This is a genomic window from Massilia sp. CT11-108, from assembly GCF_047302915.1.
Taxonomy (GTDB): Bacteria; Pseudomonadota; Gammaproteobacteria; order Burkholderiales; family Burkholderiaceae_D; genus Telluria; species Telluria orientalis.
In genome coordinates this window covers 22,175-44,441 of record NZ_JBKYMO010000002.1, presented here as the reverse complement: position 1 = coordinate 44,441, position 22,267 = coordinate 22,175, and the positions used below count along the sequence as shown (strand labels likewise).

30 protein-coding genes and 1 tRNA gene are annotated in these 22,267 nt (G+C 58.5%); 14 read left to right on the top strand and 17 right to left on the bottom strand.

Going from position 1 to position 22,267, the window contains the following annotated elements; translation table 11 throughout:
- Window positions 1-57 precede the first annotated feature (57 nt).
- The 5 genes from ACEN88_RS00605 (at window position 58) to ACEN88_RS00585 (ending at window position 3,398) form a co-directional block, all read left to right on the top strand.
- Window positions 58-669: a glutathione S-transferase N-terminal domain-containing protein gene (locus ACEN88_RS00605; RefSeq protein ID WP_036231132.1), complete on the top strand. Its 612-nt coding sequence runs from the start codon at window positions 58-60 to the stop codon at window positions 667-669.
- A gap of 90 nt (window positions 670-759) precedes the next feature.
- Complete coding sequence (locus tag ACEN88_RS00600; protein ID WP_413336908.1) at window positions 760-1,233, top strand: ClpXP protease specificity-enhancing factor; 474 nt, start codon at window positions 760-762, stop codon at window positions 1,231-1,233.
- A 21-nt stretch (window positions 1,234-1,254) separates the two neighbouring features.
- A tRNA-Thr gene (locus tag ACEN88_RS00595) sits at window positions 1,255-1,330 on the top strand.
- Between the two features lie 280 nt (window positions 1,331-1,610).
- On the top strand, window positions 1,611-1,805 hold the full coding sequence (locus tag ACEN88_RS00590) for a hypothetical protein (RefSeq protein ID WP_413336907.1): 195 nt from the start codon (window positions 1,611-1,613) through the stop codon (window positions 1,803-1,805).
- 90 nt (window positions 1,806-1,895) lie between these two features.
- Window positions 1,896-3,398: a hypothetical protein gene (locus ACEN88_RS00585; protein WP_413336906.1), complete on the top strand. Its 1,503-nt coding sequence runs from the start codon at window positions 1,896-1,898 to the stop codon at window positions 3,396-3,398.
- Between the two features lie 1,702 nt (window positions 3,399-5,100).
- Here ACEN88_RS00585 and ACEN88_RS00580 read toward each other — a convergent pair.
- The 7 genes from ACEN88_RS00580 to ACEN88_RS00550 form a co-directional block, all read right to left on the bottom strand.
- Entirely contained in the window at window positions 5,101-6,213 is a 1,113-nt protein-coding gene (locus ACEN88_RS00580; protein ID WP_413336905.1) for an AAA family ATPase, read from the bottom strand.
- The gene (locus ACEN88_RS00575) at window positions 6,206-6,625 is read right to left on the bottom strand and encodes a DNA primase (protein ID WP_413336904.1); all 420 of its coding nucleotides are present in this window, start codon (window positions 6,623-6,625) and stop codon (window positions 6,206-6,208) included. The genes ACEN88_RS00580 and ACEN88_RS00575 overlap by 8 nt, the downstream gene beginning before the upstream one ends.
- Window positions 6,615-7,010 carry a hypothetical protein gene (locus ACEN88_RS00570; protein ID WP_413336903.1) on the bottom strand — a complete coding sequence of 132 codons (396 nt, stop codon included), beginning with the start codon at window positions 7,008-7,010 and terminating at the stop codon, window positions 6,615-6,617. Before ACEN88_RS00570 ends, ACEN88_RS00575 begins: the two co-directional genes overlap by 11 nt.
- On the bottom strand, window positions 7,007-7,213 hold the full coding sequence (locus tag ACEN88_RS00565; RefSeq protein ID WP_413336902.1) for a hypothetical protein: 207 nt from the start codon (window positions 7,211-7,213) through the stop codon (window positions 7,007-7,009). Before ACEN88_RS00565 ends, ACEN88_RS00570 begins: the two co-directional genes overlap by 4 nt.
- Window positions 7,210-7,551, bottom strand: a complete 342-nt coding sequence (locus ACEN88_RS00560; protein ID WP_413336901.1) for a hypothetical protein — start codon at window positions 7,549-7,551, stop codon at window positions 7,210-7,212. The genes ACEN88_RS00565 and ACEN88_RS00560 overlap by 4 nt, the downstream gene beginning before the upstream one ends.
- On the bottom strand, window positions 7,548-7,877 hold the full coding sequence (locus ACEN88_RS00555; protein WP_413336900.1) for a hypothetical protein: 330 nt from the start codon (window positions 7,875-7,877) through the stop codon (window positions 7,548-7,550). The genes ACEN88_RS00560 and ACEN88_RS00555 overlap by 4 nt, the downstream gene beginning before the upstream one ends.
- 189 nt (window positions 7,878-8,066) lie before the next feature.
- On the bottom strand, window positions 8,067-8,225 hold the full coding sequence (locus ACEN88_RS00550) for an Arc family DNA-binding protein (RefSeq protein ID WP_413336899.1): 159 nt from the start codon (window positions 8,223-8,225) through the stop codon (window positions 8,067-8,069).
- Here ACEN88_RS00550 and ACEN88_RS00545 point away from each other — a divergent pair.
- Window positions 8,224-8,550 carry an Arc family DNA-binding protein gene (locus ACEN88_RS00545; protein WP_413336898.1) on the top strand — a complete coding sequence of 109 codons (327 nt, stop codon included), beginning with the start codon at window positions 8,224-8,226 and terminating at the stop codon, window positions 8,548-8,550. The genes ACEN88_RS00550 and ACEN88_RS00545 overlap by 2 nt on opposite strands.
- 78 nt (window positions 8,551-8,628) lie before the next feature.
- Window positions 8,629-9,429: a hypothetical protein gene (locus ACEN88_RS00540; protein WP_413336897.1), complete on the top strand. Its 801-nt coding sequence runs from the start codon at window positions 8,629-8,631 to the stop codon at window positions 9,427-9,429.
- A gap of 115 nt (window positions 9,430-9,544) precedes the next feature.
- Here the strand turns inward: ACEN88_RS00540 and ACEN88_RS00535 are convergent, their stop codons facing one another.
- Entirely contained in the window at window positions 9,545-10,267 is a 723-nt protein-coding gene (locus ACEN88_RS00535; protein ID WP_413336896.1) for a TIGR02391 family protein, read from the bottom strand.
- A gap of 593 nt (window positions 10,268-10,860) precedes the next feature.
- Here ACEN88_RS00535 and ACEN88_RS00530 point away from each other — a divergent pair.
- The 3 genes from ACEN88_RS00530 to ACEN88_RS00520 all read left to right on the top strand — a co-directional run bounded on the left by ACEN88_RS00530 (window position 10,861) and on the right by ACEN88_RS00520 (window position 12,011).
- Window positions 10,861-11,040: a hypothetical protein gene (locus ACEN88_RS00530; protein WP_413336895.1), complete on the top strand. Its 180-nt coding sequence runs from the start codon at window positions 10,861-10,863 to the stop codon at window positions 11,038-11,040.
- A 193-nt stretch (window positions 11,041-11,233) separates the two neighbouring features.
- On the top strand, window positions 11,234-11,776 hold the full coding sequence (locus tag ACEN88_RS00525; protein ID WP_413336894.1) for a hypothetical protein: 543 nt from the start codon (window positions 11,234-11,236) through the stop codon (window positions 11,774-11,776).
- Entirely contained in the window at window positions 11,769-12,011 is a 243-nt protein-coding gene (locus tag ACEN88_RS00520) for a hypothetical protein (RefSeq protein ID WP_413336893.1), read from the top strand. The genes ACEN88_RS00525 and ACEN88_RS00520 overlap by 8 nt, the downstream gene beginning before the upstream one ends.
- 29 nt (window positions 12,012-12,040) lie before the next feature.
- Here ACEN88_RS00520 and ACEN88_RS00515 read toward each other — a convergent pair whose 3' ends face one another.
- Window positions 12,041-12,376 carry a phage protein NinX family protein gene (locus tag ACEN88_RS00515; RefSeq protein ID WP_413336892.1) on the bottom strand — a complete coding sequence of 112 codons (336 nt, stop codon included), beginning with the start codon at window positions 12,374-12,376 and terminating at the stop codon, window positions 12,041-12,043.
- Between the two features lie 74 nt (window positions 12,377-12,450).
- On the opposite strand from ACEN88_RS00515, the gene ACEN88_RS00510 reads away from it, so the two are divergent.
- The gene (locus ACEN88_RS00510; protein ID WP_413336891.1) at window positions 12,451-12,660 is read left to right on the top strand and encodes a DUF4224 domain-containing protein; all 210 of its coding nucleotides are present in this window, start codon (window positions 12,451-12,453) and stop codon (window positions 12,658-12,660) included.
- A 175-nt stretch (window positions 12,661-12,835) separates the two neighbouring features.
- On the opposite strand, the gene ACEN88_RS00505 is transcribed toward ACEN88_RS00510, so the two are convergent.
- Complete coding sequence (locus ACEN88_RS00505; RefSeq protein WP_413336890.1) at window positions 12,836-13,348, bottom strand: hypothetical protein; 513 nt, start codon at window positions 13,346-13,348, stop codon at window positions 12,836-12,838.
- A gap of 228 nt (window positions 13,349-13,576) precedes the next feature.
- On the opposite strand from ACEN88_RS00505, the gene ACEN88_RS00500 reads away from it, so the two are divergent.
- Window positions 13,577-14,149, top strand: a complete 573-nt coding sequence (locus ACEN88_RS00500; RefSeq protein ID WP_413336889.1) for a recombinase family protein — start codon at window positions 13,577-13,579, stop codon at window positions 14,147-14,149.
- Window positions 14,150-14,187: 38 nt separating this feature from the next.
- Here ACEN88_RS00500 and ACEN88_RS00495 read toward each other — a convergent pair whose 3' ends face one another.
- A complete protein-coding gene (locus ACEN88_RS00495) occupies window positions 14,188-14,451 on the bottom strand; it encodes a hypothetical protein (protein ID WP_413336888.1) in 264 nt (87 codons plus the stop codon).
- A gap of 596 nt (window positions 14,452-15,047) precedes the next feature.
- Here ACEN88_RS00495 and ACEN88_RS00490 point away from each other — a divergent pair.
- Window positions 15,048-15,314 (top strand): excisionase, encoded by a 267-nt coding sequence (locus ACEN88_RS00490; protein WP_413336887.1) that lies wholly within the window; start codon window positions 15,048-15,050, stop codon window positions 15,312-15,314.
- On the opposite strand, the gene ACEN88_RS00485 is transcribed toward ACEN88_RS00490, so the two are convergent.
- Window positions 15,311-15,616: a hypothetical protein gene (locus ACEN88_RS00485; RefSeq protein ID WP_413336886.1), complete on the bottom strand. Its 306-nt coding sequence runs from the start codon at window positions 15,614-15,616 to the stop codon at window positions 15,311-15,313. The two genes, ACEN88_RS00490 and ACEN88_RS00485, sit on opposite strands and share 4 nt — an antisense overlap.
- Before the next feature lie 304 nt (window positions 15,617-15,920).
- Between ACEN88_RS00485 and ACEN88_RS00480 the strand changes: the two genes are divergently transcribed.
- Window positions 15,921-16,205: an excisionase gene (locus ACEN88_RS00480; protein ID WP_413336885.1), complete on the top strand. Its 285-nt coding sequence runs from the start codon at window positions 15,921-15,923 to the stop codon at window positions 16,203-16,205.
- Between the two features lie 189 nt (window positions 16,206-16,394).
- On the opposite strand, the gene ACEN88_RS00475 is transcribed toward ACEN88_RS00480, so the two are convergent.
- The 5 genes from ACEN88_RS00475 to ACEN88_RS00455 form a co-directional block, all read right to left on the bottom strand.
- Window positions 16,395-16,868: a hypothetical protein gene (locus ACEN88_RS00475; RefSeq protein WP_413336884.1), complete on the bottom strand. Its 474-nt coding sequence runs from the start codon at window positions 16,866-16,868 to the stop codon at window positions 16,395-16,397.
- Between the two features lie 113 nt (window positions 16,869-16,981).
- Window positions 16,982-17,281: a hypothetical protein gene (locus ACEN88_RS00470; protein WP_413336883.1), complete on the bottom strand. Its 300-nt coding sequence runs from the start codon at window positions 17,279-17,281 to the stop codon at window positions 16,982-16,984.
- Between the two features lie 108 nt (window positions 17,282-17,389).
- Window positions 17,390-19,843, bottom strand: a complete 2,454-nt coding sequence (locus ACEN88_RS00465; RefSeq protein ID WP_413336882.1) for a hypothetical protein — start codon at window positions 19,841-19,843, stop codon at window positions 17,390-17,392.
- Between the two features lie 2 nt (window positions 19,844-19,845).
- Window positions 19,846-21,489 (bottom strand): hypothetical protein, encoded by a 1,644-nt coding sequence (locus tag ACEN88_RS00460; RefSeq protein WP_413336881.1) that lies wholly within the window; start codon window positions 21,487-21,489, stop codon window positions 19,846-19,848.
- Between the two features lie 7 nt (window positions 21,490-21,496).
- Window positions 21,497-22,264, bottom strand: coding sequence for a hypothetical protein (locus ACEN88_RS00455; RefSeq protein ID WP_413336880.1), 768 nt, complete (start codon window positions 22,262-22,264; stop codon window positions 21,497-21,499).
- Between the last annotated feature and the right edge of the window lie 3 nt (window positions 22,265-22,267).

Genomic DNA, 22,267 nt, shown 5'->3' with positions numbered 1-22,267 from the left:
ATTCGGGGTGAGCCGCCTGGCGCTTCACCCCTTTGTTTCTTGAAGGAACTATAAACCATGATGGTTCTCTACTCCGGCACCACGTGCCCGTTCTCCCAGCGCTGCCGCCTGGTCCTGTTCGAAAAGGGCATGGACTTCGAAGTGCGCGACGTGGATTTGTTCAACAAGCCCGAGGACATCTCGACGATGAATCCGTACGGCCAGGTGCCGATCCTGGTCGAGCGCGAACTGATTCTGTACGAATCGAACATCATCAACGAATACATCGACGAGCGCTTCCCGCATCCGCAGTTGATGCCGGCCGACCCGCTCATGCGCGCCCGTGCCCGCCTGATGCTGTTCAACTTCGAGAAGGAACTGTTCGTCCACGTCAACACGCTCGAAAACGAGCGCAACAAGGTGGGCGACAAGAGCCACGACAAGGCGCGCGCCGAAATCCGCGACCGCCTGACGACGCTGGCTCCGCTGTTCCTGAAGAACAAGTACATGCTGGGCGACGAGTTCTCGATGCTGGACGTGGCCATTGCTCCGCTGCTGTGGCGCCTGGATCACTACGGCATCGAACTGTCGAAGACCGCGGCACCGCTGATGAAGTATGCCGAGCGCATCTTCTCGCGTCCGGCCTACATCGAAGCCCTGACCCCGTCCGAAAAGGTGATGCGCCGTTAACGCGCCACCTCCGTTGCACGCCAGTTTACGCCGCCGCAGGCGAATCGAAGTACACTGGCGTGTAACATCTCGCATCATTCCGATCACACCATGCCCGACATCTCCACCAAGCCGTACCTGCTGCGTGCCATTTACGAATGGTGCACGGACAGCGGCTACACGCCTTACCTGGCCGTCAAGGTCGACGCCGCCACCACGGTTCCCATGGAATACGTGAAAAAGGGCGAGATCATTCTGAACATCAGCTACGGCGCGACCTCCGGGCTGAAAATGGACAACGACGCGATCACCTTCCGGGCGCGCTTCAACGGCGTCTCGCGCGAGCTGTACATCCCGGTCCACAACGTGCTGGCCATCTACGCCAACGAAAACGGCCAGGGCATGGCCTTCGACGTGTCGACGACGGCCGCCGACCTGTCCGCGCCCGCACCGGAACCGGCAGCCGCCCCGGCTCCCGGCCTGGCTGCCGTCCCGGCCAAGACGTCCGAGGTGTCGCATGTACCCGACGACGATGACGAACCACCCAAAAAAGGTGGACGCCCCACGTTGACCCGGATCAAATAAGGGTATAATTCTGGCCACATTGCCGGCTTAGCTCATCAGGTAGAGCAGTTGATTTGTAATCATCAGGTGGCGGGTTCGAGTCCTGCAGCCGGCACCAATAGAATCAAGCACTTAGCCCAGCCTTTATGGTTGGGCTTTTTGCTTTCTACGCGCCGTGTAGGTTTAGTGTAGGATTTTCGGATTGCTGCAATTCATCTAGGAACAAACCAATCCTTGCTCCCGTATCAGTTTAAAGTTTCCCAAAAACAACAGCAACCTTTCCTTACTTTCAAGATATTTTGTAACTGCGCTTTGTGCATTACGGCAAACTAGATATACTTTGTCGCATACACGGTGCATTGAAAAATTAACAACCAACACCTGCTCCCGGGGATAACATGGAATTTTTTAAACTTGGCGATGCTCCTGCCGCAGTAGGGGTGTCTGTTGATGCCATCGCTGCTTGGCTGGCTAGTGCCTATGGCCAACAAAAAATTCACGAGTCCTTAACGTTATCGGAAGCGTCTGTAGGTGTTTTGGCCAAAGCTCGCGCAGTTGACATTAAAGAACTGCACGAACCTGTCACCGTCTGACCGTTGACGGTCTTTCCTTACACCCCAGCAGAGTTGGTCCGACTGCTGGCAAGTTGCTCTGAATCGACCGCAGACCATGTCAATGGAAAGATGCATCGCACTTTCCTTGAGGTATATCTACAGCAACTAGGCGCTCGTACTATCGTACTTGAGCCAGCCTATATTGATAAAGATTTCCTTCACGACTATACAGGCTACTACGTTAGTTGCTTCCACAACTATCGCCGCGTTACGGCACGTCTTCACTTTTTCAGTTCTGAGTTCACTCAAGAGCATTTTGTTGCCCTGCTTTCCGGTGAGGCATCCCCACTTAGTATTGCAACGCTGCAGGATAGTTACCTCGGCTTTGTCGTAGTGAAACCCCTCCCGCAGACCATCATTGGTCGTACCTGCCTTAAGACCTACCCTTCCGAGAAGGGTCGCCGGAATTTTCCGGTTGTGCAACGATACACCGCGAATCTTGCAGGTATCAGCCTCTCTGTTGAGTCACTTCCGTTTCAAGAACAAGATAGTGTAGCGGCTGCTTGCGCAACTAGCGCTCTTTGGTCGATCTTTCATGCCACGGGGCGATATTTTCATCATCCGATACTTTCTCCAACGGAGATCACTAAGGCGGGGTCAGCAAGTTTGCCGGACGGTGATATGCCAAATACAAGGGCGTTCCCAAACAAGGGGCTTACGTCACAGCAAATGGCATATGCTATTAATTCTGTGGGCCTGGAACCCCAGGTTGTTGGCGCATCGCATGCTCATTTGGTTAAGAGCACCCTATACGCATACATGCGTGGGAAAATCCCAGTTCTTTTTGGCATACAGCTTGTAGACTACGACGCCACCGGTGCGACACCGTTCCGCGTCATCGGTAGACATGCCGTAGCAGTTGCCGGCTATGAATACGGTACTGATCCTATAGTTCCGTCAGGGCAAACTGGTTTTAGGCTAGCGTCCTCTCGAATCGGGAAAATATACGTTCATGATGACCAACTCGGCCCGTTTGCTCGGATGCGTTTTGCCACTGTCCCGGGAGCCCATTTTGGCAACCCAGCCCCGACTTTGGACGTCATGAAAACCGAATGGCGTAGCAATATCCCCGGCGGCGAAGTAATTGCGCTTCCGTTCCTGATGCTCCTTCCTCTATACAAGAAGATCCGCATCCCATTCGAGCTAATACATGACACGATCCTAGAGCTGGACAGTTTCATAGAGATGGTGCGCGCTCAGTTTTTCGCCCACCTCCAGCGGCCGGAGTGGGATATCTACTTGACTACCGGTAGCGATTTTAAGGCCGAGGTATTAAAAGATGTGGTTGCCGGAACGGTCAAAGATGGGCTCGAAATACTAACCGCATCGTTACCTCGTTTTGTTTGGCGTGCTACCGCGTCTCATGACAATGGGATCTACTGTGATTTCCTATTTGATGCGACAGGTATCGAGCAGGGGGCACTTTTGGTCTATGCTAAAGTAGCATCGCCAGAGTTCCGTACGATGTTCGCTCCCTTCGCTGGAAACCCAGTCGGTGGAGTGCAAACACGCCAAATTTTTAAAGTTTTGGGAACCGGCGTTGGTGCGTCATCCACCATTTTCCCACCTTAATCTCAACTACATCGCGGCGAGCGGAGCAGTTGGCGAATCTCGGCAACAGGCCAAGCCAATCGACCGTTGACCCGGACCGGCCGTATTGGCCCCTGTTCCGTCGACGCCCACACTCGCATTGTTTGCGCCTTGCGGCCCAAGTGATACGCAGCACTCGCCGTGTCCACGTGTGTGCGCTGCTCGAGATCGAGCGGCACATAGTTCGAGCTGGAGGTAGTGTGACCTTTGTACTTAGGGCTACTCATGGGGCTGACCTCAAATGAACAAGATGCGTCCATGTTGCCGAGTTCGGTCAGGCGTGGTTGCAAATGCTCGTCTAAACTCGCCTTGCGCAGCTAGTTCCGCAGGCGGCGAAGTGGTTAGGTGGAACCTTCCACCTAACCACAATCCAACGTGGTTAGGTAATGGGTGAAAGGGGGGGGCCAACCTGACACCTAATGGCAGGGTAGGGGCATTTTTGCCATAAATTCATGGGTGAGCAAAATCTGCAGCCGCACTACCCTACTTTTCCGTATTTCGCTGGCGTCACAGTGATCAGCAAAGACTAAGCAACCGTCGAATCTCAGCCACTGGCCAGGCCAACCGGCCATTGATGCGGATGGGACGTATTGGCCCCCGTTCCGTCGATACCCAAACACGCATCGTCTGGGGTTTCCGACATAGATAGAAGGCTGCACGCGATGTATCAACGTGAGTCCGTTGCTCTTGCGCAAGCAGACTGGCTGCGACCACACTTGGTCCTACCTCAGGATCTCGCTGATGCATATCTCACCTATTGAACAAATTGAACACAGCCGGGGCGAAGGAGCCCAAACTTAAGCACACTCATTTCATGCTGCCGCCTTCATGGCGTCGGCAACACGTCGGCGCCTTTCGGCTACCGATCGCCTGACCTACCGCTGCCAGGCCCAGAACGTTGACGCGGTTTCTCGCGTGGCGTGCCCCGCCCTTTGGGCAGGTCGCGGGTGACGCCAGCACCCTCGTGGTTTGGTTGCCGCCCTAGAGCGTCGCGAAAGTCAGCAGTAGCCCGGCTATAAGCCAGCGCGTCCTGTGTCCGGTCGGTGCCGGAAATTCGCTCTTTTGTCCCGAATGGATTGCTGTGAGCGCGGTACTTCCATGGGAACGTCGCCATAACAAGTTGGCGCTGCCGCGATCGATCAAGTGATCGAAATTTGAGAGTTTGAATTGCTGTCACATGACCTCTCAAACATGAGGCCAGCGGAGAGGAGATGCCGCAAAGGCAGCTTGTGAATCAGCTTTCCTTTCCAAGGAAGAGAAAGCGATAGCGAGGTAATTGCCGGAGACCGACGCCCCAATACTAAAACAGGAAATTTCCCATGGTCAAGAGACCCAATCTACGTACGACCAGTGCGGAATAAATTCTTGTCCCTTGGATTTCCAATTCTGTGGCCGTTCTGTGTTTGGTTTCGGTCCGCAGCCCGCGCCCGTACTGGGTTTCGTCAACACTCTGTATTCGTCTGTGTTCCAACGTCAGTTCTAGACCATCTACAAATCAGGTACTGATGTTGCATTAGCACTACAACAAGCGGTATCCCAAACACTTCCTCTCTCCTTCGTTGCGTCAGCAAACGCCTGCAAAATGCTAGGCAGGCGTCAGCTCGACGTTTCCTAACGTTAGGAAATCGATGATGCGGGGACGAACACCGCCACGAAGACCGCCATTTTTACCGAAGACCGCCACTTAATTTGTGTGGCGGTCTTCGGCGTTTTTGGCGGTCTTCGGGAGATGCCACTCCCATCCGACCTTCATACCGGCCTTCACCGCTTCAATGCCAAGGTCACGCTTGGCCCTCTCGATTGTCCGCCAAGCGTAGCCAGCCCCGAGCGCGTCGGCTTTAATCTGCTTGGTCGGCACGGGCCCGTCGGTTAGAAGATCACGGAGGAACTGCTCGGCATCTTGCTGCTCCCCGTTGGCGTCATCCTCGACATACTCGACCGAGCCAAGGATCTCGCGCGCGGTCCCTTCAATAGTTCCCTCCCAAACGGCGTGAGTCGTCTCGATCCCACTGTCCAAGGTGACAGCCCCAATCGAATATGCGACGCCGCCATCGTCCAAGGCGATGTTCGACTTGGCCCGCGCCAGGACGCGCCGGCCGCCGCCCTCTTCCTTGGCTGCCACCAGGACCATGCGCGCCAGCGCGCCGAACGCCTGCGAACCAATGACCCGATCCTGTGGCGCACGGCCGGCGCCGCCCTTGGCAAAATGCGTGATGCCGATAACGGCGCAGCCGTGCGCGTCCGCAAAATCCACCACGGCCTGCAGGCTTCGGCGAACGTCGTTCGCCCTGTGCATGTCGCCGGCTACGACAGACACGATCGGATCGATCAGCAGCAGACTGACACCGCCGATCGCTTGAGCCGTGCGGTGCAGTTCCAAGATGTCCTGCGACGGGTCAAACGGCACACTCTGACCATTATGGGCGATGCCCTCGATGAAATAACAACGCTCGAGATTGGCGCCGGATGCAAGCAACCGCGGAACCAGAGTATCGTCGGCCACGTCTTCGCTGGACCAGATCAGGACGTTGCCCGTCGTCCTGCTGGCCGCGCCGTCGGGCCAACGGCTGCGGCCGGTGATGACGGCTGCGAGCGCTAGAGCCAAAGTGGTCTTACCCGTGCCGGCTGCACCGGCGAGAATGGTCAGTTTCCCTGCCGGGAGCCAGCCAGGCCATAGCCATGTGATCGGCAGCGGCTTGATGTCGGCACCGCAACGAATCTTCACGATCCGTTCGCGATCCGGCATCCCGTCCAACGCCACCGCCCCACGAAAGACGCTATCCCAGCCGTCACGCATGTGTCACCTCCGCGCCGTGTTGGAATCGCTTGGCAGCGGTCAGCAGCCGTTCTCTCGCGTCCTTCGTCAGTGCATCACCCTTTGCCATGGTGGTCGCATACTGGCACAGGATCAGGGCTTCAAAGGACAGGCAGCGCAAAACGTCGGCGGCATTGAAGGGCCGACGCTCTCGCTTTACAACATCGCCGCCAATCCGCTCGGGAAAAAGATCCTCGAAAGCCAAGCCGATCGCATCCAGAATGCTTTGCACGTCGCAGCCGGCAAAGCAATGAAGCAGCACGCGGCCATCATCCAACTCACGAACAGACAGGCTTGGGCCTCTGTCGTCGTGAGTTGGGCAGCGGCATACCCAGCGCCCGTTGCCGGTCTTGCGCACGAGATCCAGTCGGGCCAAGAGAGCATCAGAACGCATGATTCACTCCGCTCTTGCACTCGCCAGTTGCGCGCGCAACCTCGCACTGTCGACGGATGATGTTCGCGTTCTGGACGTCGCCGGCATCCTCGTAGCGCTTCACCATGGCCGCGTAGTCGGCATCGGTCAGGCGTGTCCCACGGTGCCCGTGAACTCCTCCGACGCCACCGTGGGACACAGCATCCATGCGGGTTTCAGTGGGTTTCGGGTGGACGTCGGCGCTGACCTGAACCAACACGCGTTGCGCGCTCAGCAGCAGGCCGAACAGCGCGGTGCTGCTACCCTGCGCGCTGGCTTCGCCAATGTCGTGCAGCAGCTGGTCGACGTCGATGCCGGCGATGCGGGCGGCGCCCGGGCTGACGGGAGCAGTGGTGAACGTAGTCATGCCGACTCCTTTTTTTTGGTGCGCACCGATGCGCGGGGCTTAGTGGTCGACGCGGCCGGTGGGCCTCCTTGGATCAGGCGCAAGGTCGGGCGGCGCATGCGCTGGACACGTTCGTATTCATACTCCAGCACAACCATGACAAAGTGCCGCCCAGCATCATCGGTTGCGGCGAACAACTTTGCCATTCGCTCATACTGAGTCATGGTGCATTCCTCCCAGTACTGACACGTAATTTCTCGCCGTCCTTGCTCATGCGATCAAAGTAACGCTCGACTTGCACATCGATAGTGTTCATCGCAGCGATACTCATACGCAGCAATCGCCCTCTATTGAATGGAGTGAACAGGGGAGCTTCGCCGTTGTCGACATCTATGTCCGACTGCTCGATCATTGCCATGATCACGCCTGCCCCTGCGGCAAGGTCACGCACATCAGACAGCAGGTCATAGGGTCCTGTTTGATGGGCTCGGGCCACCCACTCAAACGGTTCGAACAACGGAGCATGGTTGTCCAATACCGGTGGCGTTGTCGTCTGGCTCATACCTGGTCCTCCTGAGCGTCAGCTGCAACAATGTCGACCATATCCTTTAGCTCGTCAGCCATCTGGACGGCCATCCACAGCAGGCTATCTTGCGCGCCCAGTCCAAGGCCACGAAAACCTTCGGCGTTATCGCCTTGGATGAGCAGAAGCAGACTCGAGAGCTGCCGGGCCCGCATGTGTGCGTGATCAACCGCCTCGTCGCGGTTGATGTATTGGACTCCGTAAGGGCTCTCGATTCGGCCGGCGTATTCTGGAGAAAGAACCGCCTTTTTTTCTTCTGGCGATGTCGCACCGCCAATTTTTGAGGTAAACTTCGTCTCGTTCATGTGCTGCTCCTTGAAAAAGATGCACCTGTCCACACCACAGTGACGAAGCTCTCACCCTTCGTCACTGCAGCAACTCCCGGTTCCGCCGGGCGCGGTTGCAAAAGAAATTCCAAGGGTCAGCCTCGCACGCTGGCCCTTTTCATTTCGCCATCGGTTAATCCATTACATCTCCCTCTCGCGATTCCGGAGTCAGGCAGATTGACACCGCTCGACCTCACGAGCCTTGATGAGCAAGGCTGTAATCTCGGCATTGACGGACCGAAGGTTGGCGCCCGCGCGTGACTTGATCCAGTCCTTAAGTTCTTGGGGAAGTCTCACCGGGGTTGGGGTCTGCTGTTTGAGTGCCATGTTGTCCTCGATCAAATGCCTAGCAATCATTAGAGTCTATTTGACTCTTAGAGTCAAGAAGACTCTTTGCGTAGTATCTAGAAGACTCTTATGCTGCTGTGTTATGGCTACCCAACCAATCCCGTACCCACTCCGGATGCCCGAAGAGCTACGTGCGCAGCTCGAAGCGCGTGCGGCCGCGCGCAAGCGTAGCCTAAATGCTGAGATTTTGGACATACTTCAGAGTTCGGTAGAAGGCAACACAACTACAGATATGGATCTTGATGTGCTTGCTGAGGAGGTAGCGAGACGGGTAGCGGCCAAGCTTAAGAACAGCGAAAGATAGGTGTCTTCCGATCACACTCCTGGCGATCCGTAGAGTGACTTCCACATATCTTGCTGACTAAAGTGTAATGAGGACCTGATGAGCCTTCTTCGATCGATCGTTGCCTTGATGTCTCCGACACCGGCCCAGAAAATTCGCATCGAAGCTACTGCCCCAACGTTAAAGCATTGGCGCCCCTCAGGCTCGTTTACTACTGACGTAGTTGGGGAGTCGCACTACTTCGACAACATTCGCCTGATTGCGATGAATATGGATGGCGACGGTGCGGTCGTGCACTGCACTGCAATGCTCGCGCCTGAAGAGGAGAACCCGAGCGATCCAAACGCGGTTGGCGTCTGGATCGAAGGTAAAAAGGTGGGGCATCTTTCGAAAGACGAGGCACCGTTGTTCAGGCAAGCATTGACTGCAGCGGGATCGGCACTCATACCCACAACGTGCGACGCCCTTATTCACGGCGGCGGGACTCACGACGGCCGAAGGTATAACTACTCGGTTGAGCTTGACCTCCTCCCAACAAGTCAAAACCATCAGCTTTCATCGGCTAGCCCGACCTACCAAGAGCCTATCCGTTCCTCACCTCACCCGTACATCTTCACTCAAGATCCAGACCAACACTTCATTGCCATTCCCTGCGTCGACCGCGCCACGATTGCGATGTGCGAGATCGGAGAAGAAGTTCAACCTTGGACAAAACCTAGCAACGGAGACGTCTATCTTTTCGCTCCTGGCTCTTGTGCCGGACAGGGCAGGCTTACCGTACTATCTACGCAGCGTTTTCCTGATTTCGCAACGACTCTCGAACGTCTTGAATACCTTACGATCCACGCTGTTGATGGCCGCAAAGTAATAGTATCCATGACCGGTTTTCCGGCTGAGTGATTGCACCCGCAGCGCTATATCATCAGATTGGTGTCTAGCTGTGTCTCTCTTCAAGCGCCCGAGCTGGCGTAGGTAACTGACGTGCTAAGGAATGACACGAGAGCGGAAAGAATTGCTAGGCCGCCGGTCGCCGTGCGTCCACGATCTTTATCAGGTGGCTGGCGAGAACAATCATCTCGGTCGCGTCGATCGCGCTAAGTTGGACCCGGCGATGGCTATGCGGATTTTTGTAGGAACCTAGAGCGCCGGCCATCATCTGGAGCAAGGCAACCCGCTCTCCGGACGGCGCGTCCATATCAGTCAAAGGACCGTTTTTCTCGCTGAAGGCCTTCTGGGCCAAAGCCACGCCAAAGTCGTCGGCCGAGAACCCACCCGTCTCCCGAATCGCGACCTCGAGCTCACGGAAAGCCTGGAACACGGCCGTGTCGTACTCGCCCCTCATGAATGCTGGCCAGCAGCACTTGACGAGCTCCGCGTGCAGGATCGCGCGCGGGAGCTGCACAGAGTTGGTGTAAGCGGCCACGCCGGCTCGGTTCTTCAGCTGCGCGCCGCGGCGGGTCACGAAGTGCCAGCCGAATGTTTCGCCTGGCTTCGGCGCAATCAAGCCCTCACGCACGAGCCAATTCCATCCCTCTGCCATCGCGTACTCCACTTGGCTGCGCTTGTGCTGCGGGAAGGGCCCCAGGGTGTCCGGGTGGGTAAAGGACGTCGGATGAAGGCGAGAGCCGCCGATCGGAGAACCCAAAGTGATCAGCTCGAGGCCGACGCCGGCGAGTTCCTCAGGTTCCAATGCCAAGACAGAGTCCGCATCGGGGATTAGGTCGTAGAGAGTCGTCATGTGCGTTCGGTCTTGGGCTTCGGACGGTGCAGAAGGAAAGATTCTACACGCGTCACTGCGGCAGCCCATTGGCCGATCCGGCCGCTCAAGGCCATTGCCGTGCGAGTTGGATCGCTGATGCGATGAGCGCGAGGACGGCGCCGGCCAGCTTGATGACTGCTTCGATTTTTTCCATTTTGAACCTTAGGAGTGGATATGGCTACAGAGTGCCGGGACTAAGGCGCAACGTAAATGCGCAGTAACAGTTACCGTTACCGTTACTGAATCTTGACAAATCAAGCGCGCAACGAAACCCGTACTTTTTCTAATCGACCAAGTTGCCGGCGGCCGCGCGGCCCTAAAAACGCGATCAACCAGCAATGGAAAAACCACAAGAGGATCTGCGATTGCCTTCCTAGGACACTAGGGTGTGCATACCACAGAGTCGTGACAGCACGATACCCAAGGCCGATAGAAAACCCTGGGGTAGCCCATGACTCGTCATTGGCAAGATGATGTGCTCGCTGCCAACACACCCGAGATTCCTGTACGGCCGTGATCTTGCACGACAGCATGTAGACCTCAGCAACCACTTTCAGGGAGTAGCAACAATTATGTTTCCCAGTCCCAGCATCAAACTCACCACGGCCATCATCAAGGCGCTGGCTCGCGGGCTCGTCAATCTAGCTCGGGGCTTCGGCAGCCACCTTGCCGGCACCTTCATGCTGATTCTAGTTATCCTGGCCGTGGGCGCCGCCTCGGCGATGTACCACGCCCAGATCGTGTTGGCCTGATGTGCGCCGCCAGGATCTGGCCGAGCACCGCCAGCGCGCGGGCGCCGCCGTCAACGGCTTGTGGACATGACACAGTACGTGCCTAGTCGTAATGAAAGGAGCTCAGCCATTGAGGCGCGTAGTATGCCTCCAATCAAACGGATGAGTTGCCTACTCGGCAGTCAACGTGCGCAGTTCCAGGGGAGCCTGACTTATGAAACAGCGAGTGCTTTGGACTGATGACGAGGTCGAAATTTTGCGACAGTCCTATGCCGACAAAGACAACCACGAACTTGCCAAGGTTTTCGGCGTAACCCCTGGCCGCATCAAATCCAAGGGGCAAAGCCTAGGTCTGCGCAAGTCGGAAGCCGGCATAAAGGCGATGTTTGCACGCCGGCGATTCAATGGCCAAGCGTCGCCCAGCGCCAAGCCGGTCGGTTCCTACCGCATCGACAGCGGCATCGTCCACGTCAAGGTGAGCGACGAGCCGGGCCCGGACAGCAATCGCTGGCGTGGTGTTCATGAGGTGCTGTGGATCGCCGAGCGCGGCCCGATTCCGGAAGGGCACCGCCTGCTGTTCAAGCCCGGCATGAGAACCGCCGTGCTCGAGGAAATCACGATCGACAAATTGGAGTGCGTGACCATCGCCGACGCGATACGCGACCGCTGCTGTTCGCTCGCGCCAGAAATCAGGGGCATTGTCCAACTCAGGGGCGTGCTGACGAAAACCATCAAACGGAGTAAAGAAAATGGCTAGGAATATTGAGGATCTGCGCGAGCTGCTGTTCGACACCATCGCAGGCGTCAAGAACGGAACGCTCGACATCGAACGCGCCAAGGTGATCGGTGACTTGTCCCAGGTCGTTGTAAACTCGGCAAAGGCCGAAGTCGAATATACCCGGCTGACCGGCTACAAGGGCCGGTTCCTCGAGAAGCAGGAAGAGCTGCCGCCCGGCATTACCGGCATCCACCAGCACCGGCTGCAGGGCTAAGCGTCGACTTGCACTCTACGATAAGGCGGCTATTCCGCTGATGTCGGCAGCTCGTCGCCGTACTCCCACGCCAGGTAGGCGCGCATTGCCGTGACGAGGGGCGACACATCCGCCCGGCTGTAGTCCTGCCGCTTACCGTGCCTCGCCATCCAGCGACCGAAGTCGCTGATCAGGTCGATATACTCGCGCTCGATGATCGGACCGCCCTGGGCCCAGCTGGTCGACGGACTGAAGGCTTCCCCGTTCTCGATGACGCACATTTCGGAGCCGGCGCCGTGCGGCGCGACGATCTCGACCTGTAGGCCTTGCGCTTTCCCGACCCAGTAGTCGAGCAGCGGCACGGCCTCAAGGTAGGCGATTTTCATGGGCTCTCCTTTGTCATGCTGGCATTCTAATGTGGACCGGCTGGGCACCCGCCCGGCATCGCACAGGAGGGCCCATGGCCGACATATTTCTCAACCAGGAAGAGCTCACGACCTTGACCGGTCGGAAGATGAAATCGAAGCAGATCGAGGCGCTGCGCCGCATGGGACTGCCGTTCCATGTGAACGCGTGTGGCAAGCCGGTCGTCGCCCGTGTGGCGATCGAGGGCAGGCGCGACGCGACCGACACGCCGAAATCTTCGAAGCCGGTTGCACGTATAACTTGATCCACCCACCATTTACTTGCGTCGGTTAAATCGGTCGGCTGAAAATTCAGCCGCCAGATCTCACCCATCCATTTTGAGACCTCTATCGACGGGCTGACTTTTCAGCCCGTCGATTGGCCGACGCAAAATTGCGTTGGCTGCTAGGTCGGCTCAGTTTTGAGCTGACCTCAAATACTCACCCCAAAACGGACATGCGCCTCCGCAATTCCTGCCTGGCCTCATTTGAAAGGTCTTTGATAAGCACGCAAAGCGCCCTTACTTTTTCCATTTCGTTAACGCCATCATCAGCAGAGACCTGAAATATTGAAATCCTGGCACGGGCATTTGGGAATGCTCGGAACTTGGCACAAAACTGCGATAAAGCCCGATGTGCCTGCTCGTAGCGTGGATCATCCTGTGCGATTGGAGTTGCCCAAGCGGAAAGCTTTTTCTCGGTTACTCGGCCGTCCAGCCTTCCTGTCGATCCAGTCTCATCTGCATACAAGTCAGCTGTCATGTCCTTGTACCCAATGAACTTGCTAGGACCAAATTCGAAGGCCCCATCCTTTTCAACTGCATACCAAGCTTGAACATGAGACAAGAGCTTAACCAGCCTTTCTTTCCCAGTGCCGCCGTTGATAATCCGATTGAATCTTGCGATGTTCGCTTTCGCGTCGTCAACAGAATGAACCAAGGTAATAGGCTGCATATTTCCTCCTAACATCGTTTGCATGCCTTGCATGCATTGGTTGATTTGCATGCATAGTAAGACAGTATCTCAACCATTGCAATGATTTTCAGGCTGTCCATAAACGAACGATTTCTAACATCAACGAGGATCAACAACTCTCCATGTTAGAAATATAGGCCTTGCAATTTCCAACACATCAGTATATTCTGACACCGTTTTCTAACACTTAGGACAACGGAGAGCAGGATGGCGACCTTTGCATACGGCCGAGTTAGCACCACCGAGCAAACCACCGAGAACCAGCGCCGTGAGATCGAGGCGGCCGGCTACCAAATCGACTACTGGTTTGCAGATGAGGGCGTGTCGGGCAAGGTCTCGGCGATGCAGCGCCCGCAGTTCGCCAAGATGCTCGGCCAGATCCGCGACGGCGAAACTTTGGTGGTGACGAAACTGGACCGCCTCGGCCGTGACGCGCAGGACGTCGGCGCGACGATCAAGATGCTGGCCGCGCGCCGTATTGAGGTCATCGTGCTGCAGCTGGGCAAGCTCGACCTCACCAGCGCCGCGGGCAAATTGATGCTGACCATGCTTGCGGCAGTGGCCGAAATGGAGAGGGATTTGCTGGTTGAGCGCACCCAGGCTGGCTTGGCACGGGCGAAGGCGGAGGGCAAGACCTTGGGCCGCCCATCCAAGACCACGGACGAGCAGCGTCGCCAGATCGTGGCCGACTACGCGGCCGGCGTCACCGTTAGCGAGCTTGCCCGCCGCTTCGCCGTGTCACGCGCGAATATCCTCGGCATCGTGAAACCGGCCGCGTGACCGGTGCAAACGTCAGCAATCCGAGGCAACCGGCTTCTCTATTTCTCCTGCAGACTTTCTGCCCATTGAATGACCTCACGGGCCTTGTAGAGCGGGTGGCCGGTACCGTTTGCAGTCCGGATGCGGATCGCCTTCGGGAAGCTCGACAACGGTAGGATCTTGTCCCGCACCGTGCTGTACGAGCGCTTGAGGTAGCGCGCTATGTGTTCCGTGTCCCACAGGTCGACTTCGAGCGGGATCATGTGTTCCGTGAGCTCGTGCAGGATCGCCTTCAGAAGTGCTTTCGTCTCGTCGTCGGTCATCTCTATCTCCTGCTGTAGAGCAAGCCCTTGCAGCATCCGTTTGTATTACAAGTAGTGGCAAAAGCCTATCCTGCGTTGCGCGCAGCCTTGCCGCTGAGCGTTGGTAATACCAAGCCTTGTGGCACAGTTGCTGGTATGTCCCCTATCCTGCCGTCGTTAATTTCCCAGGCCATCTGTTCAGCCGCTGAACTGCGCTCCCGGTTTACGCTACCCTTCTGTTTCCAAAATCATATGGAGCAGCCGTGGACGTGATCTTGGATCGAGATGAGCTATACCGTGAAGTTTGGTCAACAACCGTCAGTGCCGTGGCGCGCAAGTACAACCTAACTGATTACGACATACGGAAGGCATGCTTTGCACTTGATGTGCCGACTCCAATCCAAGGGTATTGGGCGAAAATTAGAGTAGGCAATCCACCGCCAATTCCTCCGCTCCCCCGAAAACGTGGCCCGTCAACGTTCACGTGCAAGAAGGTGCCACGTGCAGCTACAGGGTCGACTGAAATCAGCAGGCCCAAATCCAAGTCTAAATCAAACGACACACAGTCCAGCCCAGACACGCCCGCAAAGCCCAAGGAATCACTTGTCGATAGGGTCATGAAGAACACAGCGGAGCTTAACGCCAAGGGGCTAGTTCGGGCGCCGACGTCGCCTCGAGGTTCGATGCATCTCCTACCGGAGGACACTATCGGTCTTCCTCGATACATCCCTCTCAAGGTCTGGGGCGAGCTGCTGCTTGGGGAGCATGCTCCGCACTACAACAGCCTCTTGCGATGGGTTCACGATGGGTTTATCCAGCCTCAACCTATAAAAATCGGCAGGCGGTGGTGCGTTCGGAAGGATGCCGCGTACGTCCCTGATTAGGGCACACCCGGCTCGACGGTACAAAGCCACGACTGCGCATAGTTGATCGTCTTGCCCTCGACTTGGACGCGCTCGAAGCCGGCCAGGGTGAAGCGGCCCTCACTCATCCAAATCAAGTGCGGCTCGTACAGCACCTCTTGGCGCCGCAGCGGTCCCTCGCCGGCCGTGTGCCGCGCGACCTTTACCGACCGGCCCACGCCATCGTCGCGCACGTCCATCACTTCGAGCTGACCAGGCGGTGGCGTGTACTCACGGAGCTTCCATTTGGGCTGGTCGACCCCGTCTTTCCTCATCTTGATCATTCTGCATCTCATCCGAATACTGTATGCGCATACAGTATTTTTGCCAAGAGCGCCCAGTAGATTCCACTATTTTAGTGAGGCAGTGACGAAGTGGTATTCAATGGTAGCCTCTAGTATCTGGAGATATCCAATACCGCCCTTGAGCGCCGATGTCAACATTTGTCAACATGCCTCGCCGTTTGGCTACCTTGCGGCGTTCGATCACTTCCTGAATCTGAGGTTTTCTGAGGAGGCCGGCACCCTACTGGCGTCACATCGAAGGGCAAAACCTGAATATTTCCCCTTTTTTTAACTGGAGACTCGTATGCTGCGCTACCTGACAATCCGCAAGTTAGCGGCCGAGTCTGGCTACTCAGAAATTGCTATTCGGTCCAAGATCCACAGTGGAATCTGGATGCTGGACCAAGTGTGGAAGAAGGCGCCGGACGGTCGCGTCCTGATTGATGTCGAGGGATATCACAAATGGGTCGAGGGCGAGTATGACGTGCTCAAGGTCCAGCTCAAACGGCCGGCCAAAAGCCGACTCAAGCCACTATTACCGGACACCGATCCGCGCCGCTCCCGCTGCCCTGCGCCACTGGTTGAGTAGCACTACCTGGTACGCCTTCCAGTAAATTTCACTATTTTGCTGTGCCAATCCGCAGAGTTCTAAAAAGCGTTCGGAAATCCGGCGTTATCGACCCTAGCTTTTCCAACTTAACCAGCTGATTTAATTAGATTTTTTGTTCCGGTCAGGCGTTTAGAAAAACGCCTATTCCGGTCTACTTTAGATGAACAGTCATCTTGGCTCAGTTGCATCCTTGATGCGCATGATCTCAATCAGTGCAGCGGTCGACAGGCTGCTGACATCGAGCATCGACTCGGCTTTGACCGGCGGCAGATCGGCAGCACCGCCGATCGCTACCTTGTCGCCATAGTCGCGCGGGGCAATCTTCGACGCCCTCCAGCGGTAGTGCTGCGCAAGCTCACGCGCCTTGGACAGCTCGAATTGATCGCCGGCCGTCTCAATTGTCAGCGTCGCCTTCTCGTCCCACATCTGGGCGGTTTGTACCCTTGCCTCGCGCGCACGCGCGGAACGTTCAGAGTCGGCGCCAATCCAGGCCACCAGGGAGCCTTGCGACACCCCGATTTCGTCGGCGATCGCGTGCATGGCTTTCGGATGCAGGATCGCAGCGCACACTGCATCGATCCCAAACGCATCCATCTTCTCTCGCGCCGTCAGCTCGGTCTTCGGTTGGGTCTTTCGCCCCATGATGTTCTCCTATGTAAGGCAGTATTGATATCGGAAATTTTTCACCAACCTCAACATTCCCCAACATTCGCAGCCCATCCCGGCGCGCGGTACGTGCGAAAAATAGGAGCGGCTCAGCCGCCGCAGCGCAGCGCTTCGCCGACGACCGAAGCGCCTTCGGCCCAGTCCGAGGAGGTCGAGACGACGTAGAAGGCATTGCCACCGGCGGCCGCGGTTTCGTTCAGAGCGGACTTCATGGCGTTGCCGGGCTTGTCCGGACCGAGACGCTGATTGAAGGTCACCAGCTTGATAGTCTGGCACTTTTCCTTCTGAGCAGCGGTCACTATCTGGACCTTCTGTGCCGCATCGGTGAGGGGAGTTGCGCACCCTGCCAGCAGGGCCAGGGTGGCGCAGATGAGGGAGGGCTTCAGCATCGGTCGACTCCGGGCATTTAGAAAGTTGCCACAGTAACACAACAGACTGACCGGTTATGCCGGAGCCGGACCGTAATGCGCCGTATTTTGCGGTGCCGGGCATGCCTCTTACTTCTCCTGATGATCGTGCTGGCGTTCGGCCTGGAGTGCTTGGGTAACCCATCGCTGCGAAGCCGTCGCGTTGCCAGGCATTTTCATGACATGCGCGAAGCGTCGCCATCCGGGAGATTGGACGAAGCGACGGATCGCATCCTGCTGTTCAGGATGAACGCCATGCGCGGTTCTGCGGGCCAGCTCGGTGAACTCTGGCGAAGTCAGGAGCTTGTCGACCGCCTTTATGGCCTCGGGTTTGGCGCCCTTGGCAAGTGCCGATGCAACTGCAGCACCCGCACCTGGACCAAAAGCCCAGCCTACCGTCGTGCCGACGGTGGCGCCAAGCGCAGACTCGCGTGCAGTTTTGTAGAGGCGGCCGGTGAAGTTATCGATCGGCTTCAGCTCGTCCTTGATGGCGTTGAGGCGACCCGTCGTGATGCGCTCGCGCGTGGCGGCGCTGATGCCCTTGGAAACGCGGTACAGGTCGCTGAGCTGCTTGCGCGCCTCCGGCGGCAAGTGTGTCATGACCGCCAGATGTGACTGCTTGTTCTTGAGCAGGCCCTCATACCAGGTCGCGAACTTGGCGAAACTGACGTTGCCGTTGGCCGCAGTCTTGCCGAATGCCGTGTTGAGGCCGGAAGCGACGACCTCCTGTCGCATGCTCGCGGGTACTGCCTTAAGCAACTTGATGAGCTGGGTCGGATCTCCAGCAGGGAGCGCATTCATGGCTTTCGACATTTTTCCGACGAAGGACTCGTCTAGGTGCTTGCCGAACAAAGCCGCCAGATCGTCCTGGACACCCTTGTAGGTGGCGACAGTTTTCTGGGCGAGATCCCATTTTCCGGCCATGCCATGCTGCTCGAGCACAGCGCGCTGGTCCTTCTTCAGCGCGTCCTCGAGCATGGAGATCAGTCGGCTGTCCGAGTCCTTGAAAGGGCCAGCGCGCTGGATGCGCGCCGCGGTGAGGTCGCGCCGGACGTCATCCAGCAGCGCATACGTCGGCTGCTTCGTCACTGGTACCGCGCGCTTGGTCGCGGACTGAGCGCCTGGCATCAGTGGATTACCCGGCACCTCCTCAGTTTGCATGATCCTTTTCGGCGACAGCTTCGCAAAGATCATCTTCTCCATGGGAGACAGGTTCTTCATGCCGTCGAGCTCATCGGCGCGCGCCCGGATCATCGCCAGCACGTTCTCGGCAGGTGCCTCGGACTTGGCCGGCACTGCGGCGCGGATCTCGTCAAAGAAATTGTCCGCATGGCCCTTAAGCTGATCGTGCACGCCATTCAATTCATGTTTGACGCTGTCGGCCAGGGTGCTGAAGTCGTGCGTGCCGCCCATCTCCTCGATCAGGTCGTTTGCGCGCTGAGCCACCCGCTGCAGACCCTCCAGCTCCATGGCCCGGCCTTCCGACCCCGGGATCGACTTCGCAGCCTGCGAGAGCTCGCGGAATGCCTGGTTCGTAGTGACGTGGTCCGCCTGCAGGTCTCCATCGACGCCAAGGCGCTCGGCAGCTCCCACGACCTTGGGGTCGGGCGAGGCCTGCTCGGCCAGCACCTGCTTTGCCCGGCTGCTTCCGAAGCCTCCCTCTGCCGCCTTACGCGCCGTCTGGGTGAGGTCGTCTGCCGCCATGGGAGCCGCCCCACCTGCATCGATAGCAGGATCGGCAGCAGCTGTGCGTGGAGCGGAGCCTTGCGCTCCCATCGAAGTAGCGCCTGCATCGGCGGCTTCGGTCGATGCGACAGCCAGCGGGTCAGCAGCTGCTGTCGGTTTCGGCACGCCTCGCACGCGCTGCAGGATCTGCCTGGCCGGCGCTGCAGCGGCACGCACTGCATTGACCACAGCTGGCACAGCGGCGCCGGCGACGCCCGCTGCTGCTACCTCACCCGGATTGAACTCCCCGCCGGTGGCCGCTTGGGTCGCCTCGATGGCTGCCTGTGTACCAGCAGCCCCGAGAGCAGCGCCGCCGAGAGTCGTGGCGCGGCCGGCTGGAGTGAATGCCGCGATGGCGCCGAGCGCTCGAGGAAGATCGCTGACCTGGAAGCCCGGCTTGATGGCGTACTCCTTGCCGTCCATCGACGAGCGCAGCAGGAAGTTACCCCTCTCGTCCTGGCGCGCCTGCACACCTGGGAAGTTCGACTGAATGACCTTCACGGTCTCGGCCGGGTTGGACAGCAACGTGCCCAGACCGGTTTTCGCACTCGCCATGCTGAACGAGTTCAGCTCGGGCATGCCGGCCCAGTCAGGCGCCGCATCGGTTTCGGCGGTATGCCGCTTGTCACCGGTGACGGCCTCCTTGATGTGCCCAGGGATCGACGCCAGAGTGTCGAACAGGTTATGCCCCTGCTTAGTCTCTGTGGCGTCGTTGGCCGGCAGCGACTTGATGTAGCCGGCCAAGCGCTGCGCGGCCTTCGTGTCGCCGGCGGCATCGGCATTGCGGAGCGCCTGGTAAAGCTGTTCGCGGTCAGGCATCACTAGTTCCCGTACTTGTTGAGGAGGTAATCGATATCGGCCGGGTGCGCTGGCGCCGACTTCGCTGGCTTCGTCGACGGCGGCACGTTGCCTTCACCGCCGCCCTTTCCAGTCAGGAGCGAGCGTGCGGCCGGCGAGAGGAATGTATCCTCGAAGTCCTTGAGCCCGGTGCCCCGCTCGTAGCTGCGCTTTTTCTCCTTCAGGCGGCCGCCGAACAGCTCCTGCGCGGTGCCGACGGCGCCCAGAACCTGATCGGGAGAGTAGGTGCCATCGCCTGCCAGAGCATCAGCTGTGTGCTTCCGATCTTCTCCGGTGCCACCGACCCCGGACACGGCCTTGACCACCTCGGGCGCGACCATCTGCACGGCGACCTTCAGGTTTGACGGTGCGGCACCGCCGGTGGCTTCCGAGATCCTGTTCGCGATCTTGTTGAAAAGGCGGGTGTCCCCGTTCTTCTGGGCCAGGGCTAACTCCTTCAGCGTCGCCAGGTGGTTCATCGCGGTGTTGGCCGACTCGATCGCCGCACCATCCTTGCCGCCGGCGCCGAAGGAGCGCAGTGCGGCGGCGCGCGGTGCGTACTGGGCTGCGTCGTACTGGGGGTTGAGCTGCATGACCATGTCCATGGTGGCCTGCCCCCATGGCTTGTTCATGTTGAACTGGCCGAGCGGCGGCGCACGGTAGAACGCGATCTGCTTGGCCAGCGTCTCGTTCGGCTTTGCCGGCGCATCGGCCGCCTTCTGCTCCTCGACCCACTCGGAGTGGCGAATATCTTGGCCTCGGCGCTGCGTACTGGCCGACAGCGTCGCGTCGGCGCTCGGCGTGGTGAATGCCTTCTGGTCTTTCGGGGTCATACCGGCGTCGCGGAGCTGGCCCAGGTACGTGGGGAGCTCTTTCGGATCGGCCGGCATGCCGTCGATGTACTCCTGCGCGCCGCCCTTCGGAATGAAGCCGCGCGACTCCATCGACTTGAACATGGTGATCGCCTGCGCTGGCTTCACACCGGGCTTTGCGAGCGAGCCGGCCGTCTGCGCGAAGACGCCGTAATTCTTCACGGCCTGGTCGATCTTCTCGCCATCCAGCTTCGAGTCCGACTCTTTCTGGTCACGGGCATCCTTGTTTTGCGCGACGATGTTGTCGATGACGGCCTTGCCCTGCGGGTGCACGGCCAACATCGACTTGATGAGGACGCCCCCAAACTCCGGGTGCTCCTGGACCGCCTGTGCCTTGGCGCGCAGTGCCCTCGATTCAACGGTGGGACCGTTGGACGCGTTTTCGATCGCATCGGCGCGCGCGTTCAACCCGTCGACAACAATCTGCGGCTGGCCGTTTTGGATTGCCGAACCCCACTGGGCCAGATCGGAAAGCTGCTGCTTCTGCGCTACCGCGCTCTTCGTATCCCAGGCCTGTTTGAGCTGTTCGCTCATACCCGGTACCTGCAACATGGCGTTCGCATACTCTTCGCCGCCGGCATTCGGGTTCGCGACCAGCGACTGGATGACCTGTGCCTGTTGCTGCTTCTGGGCGAGCGCTGCCTGCTGTTGTTGCTGCTGCTGTTGTACCTGGCTGATGCCGATGCCGGCTTGGTAGCCCTTCAGGACACTGTCGAAGGGATTGGCGATGTCTGTGGTGTAGTCGATTGGAAGCATGATGGCCTCAAAACTTGAGCGAGGAGGTGAATGCGGACATGTCGATCGGGGTGAAACCAACATCCCCCACGCTCGACGTCAGCCCACTCGATTGGCGCGCGGAGGCTGCGGCGCGTGCTGCAGCCGCGTCATAGGTCGAGGTGGGGCCAAAGCCGCCCAGGCCTGCGAACGTCCCAATGCTGCTCCCCAGCGCGTTGTACACCCCAGCCTGGGATCGCCCTGCTGCCAAGGCATTACCCGCTTGTGCCGCGCCCTGCTGCTGGAGCAGACTGGCCACGTTCTGGCCGGTCTGCATACCGGCGTTGCCGACGCCCGCCGCGGCGTTCTGGCCGAGCGAGGTCAGCCCGCCCAGGTTCGCGTACTGCTGCTCGATCAGCTGGTTGAGCAACTGCGGCCGGAACTGGCCCAGCGCGCCCTGCACATTCCCACCGCGCAGGCCGCCCGTGGCCGAGGCGTTCGCGAGAATGGCGTCTTCACCCTGCTGCGCGAGCGAGCTGAACATCGGGGACGACTGGATGCCGCTGATCGCCGCCTGCTGCGCGGCGGCGCCGTTCAGGCCAAGCAGGTTCTGCTGCGCGCCGAGCGAACCAGTGCCGGCCGTGACGAACGGCGACAACAGCTTCTGTACCGTCTCGAACTGCTTGTTTTGCTGGTCGATGCCGAGCTGCGTGGCTCGCTCCTGTGCATTCGACGCGGTATTGGCCGCCGACCTGGTCGCGCTCGACGACAAAAGCGCGCCACCGATTCCTGCTCCTACAACTGCTGCTGCCACCATGAT